Raw genomic sequence first — 698 nt, forward strand, 5'->3', positions numbered from 1 at the left:
CTAGTGTCCTGAGCGGTTAATTCAATAACTTATTCTTTATCGCCCCCAGCTTTGCTTTGTTTACAGAGCTGATGATTGATTCAGCCGTCTTATTCCACCTGAAGGGCTTGGCTGAAAGGTCATTGTGGGCCTCAATAAATTGACGAATAGCCGCTTTCAGTTCGGCCACGCTGGTGAAGACGCCACGATACAGCGCCCGCCTTTCCAGCTGCGCGAACCAGCCTTCCACGGCGTTCAGCCACGACGCACTGGTCGGCGTGAAGTGCAGCTTGAAACGCGGGTGGTTCTCCAACCATTGCTTGATGGCCGGCGTTTTGTGAGTCGAGCTGTTGTCCAAGATGACATGCAGGTCAAGCTTTGCGGGCGTAGCGCGGTCGATCTGTTGCAGAAAGGCCAGAAACTCTTTGGCTCGGTGGCGCTGGGTTATCCGCCCGATGACCTGGCCCGTCAGGATGTCAAAAGCGGCATACAGACTGGCGGTGCCATGGCGTTTGTAATCATGTGTGCGTCGCTCGATCTGACCGGGGCGTAGCGGCAACATCGGTTGTGTGCGATCCAGTGCCTGGATCTGGGTTTTCTCATCAACCGACAGCACGATGGCGTTATCCGGCGGGTTCAGATAAAGCCCGACTACATCGACGACCTTATCGGCAAAATGCGGATCGTTGCTGATCTTGAACGTCTTCAAACGATGGGGT

The 698-nt window shown here is 54.7% G+C and carries 1 protein-coding gene; it reads right to left on the reverse strand.

The annotated features are described in order from the left end of the window. Window positions 1-16 precede the first annotated feature (16 nt). A partial coding sequence (locus tag ACZYSM_RS29255) for an IS630 family transposase (protein ID WP_489077163.1) occupies window positions 17-698 on the reverse strand: 682 nt, incomplete at its 5' end.

The sequence above is a fragment of the Pseudomonas sp. F220 genome, from assembly GCF_057813935.1.